Genomic DNA, 639 nt, shown 5'->3' with positions numbered 1-639 from the left:
TCCGTGGGGCGGTACAGGCCGGTCAGCCGTACGCGCAGCGGCGGCCCGTTCCGCCGGTCGGCGAGCGTGATCACGTCCCCCGGCGTCACGCCGAGGGCCTTCGCGGCCGTGTCGGGCAGCGCGACCGGCACCGGGCCTTCGGCCTGCGGCGCGTCGGGGAAGGTCCCCTCGACCATGGTCACCCGGGACCGGTCGAACGTGGCGAGCAGCGTGAGGTCCGGATTGTCCGAGCGCGGCGCGTCCGCCGGGCGCGAGTCCTGCGGCAGTCCGTACGCACCGGAGCGGGTGCTGGACGAGACCCGCACCGGCAGCCCGTCGTAGGCCCCCGCGAGGGTCTTGCGCACGCGGGAGTCCAGCCGCCCGGCGTCCTGCTCGGCCACCTCCGACGTCACGTCGATCTGTGTCCTGGCGGCCGACGGCCCCTGCAGCGCGCGCCGCAGCCCCGCGTCCCCGACCGCGCCGCTGAACGCGGCCAGCGCGGCCACGGCGCAGGTGGTCAGGACGACGGACAACAATGCGGCGGCGAGTAGCAGCCGGTGCGCGCGCAGGCGCAGCAAGACGAAGCCCGGCACCATGCCCCCCGTTCTCGATGCCCGTAACAGTGTGTTGCGAGTGGACGACCAGGTCACCGCCGAGCGG

The 639-nt window shown here is 75.1% G+C and carries 1 pseudogene; it reads right to left on the bottom strand.

The features are described from left to right. Window positions 1-575, bottom strand: a pseudogene (locus PV350_RS46915) (ABC transporter permease); the annotation flags it as partial. Window positions 576-639 lie beyond the last annotated feature (64 nt).

It is taken from the genome of Streptomyces sp. PA03-6a, from assembly GCF_033792765.1.
In the GTDB taxonomy this organism is placed as follows: domain Bacteria; phylum Actinomycetota; class Actinomycetes; order Streptomycetales; family Streptomycetaceae; genus Actinacidiphila.
The sequence above is the reverse complement of the archived record's forward strand: the minus strand, read 5'-3'. Positions and strand labels throughout refer to the sequence as shown.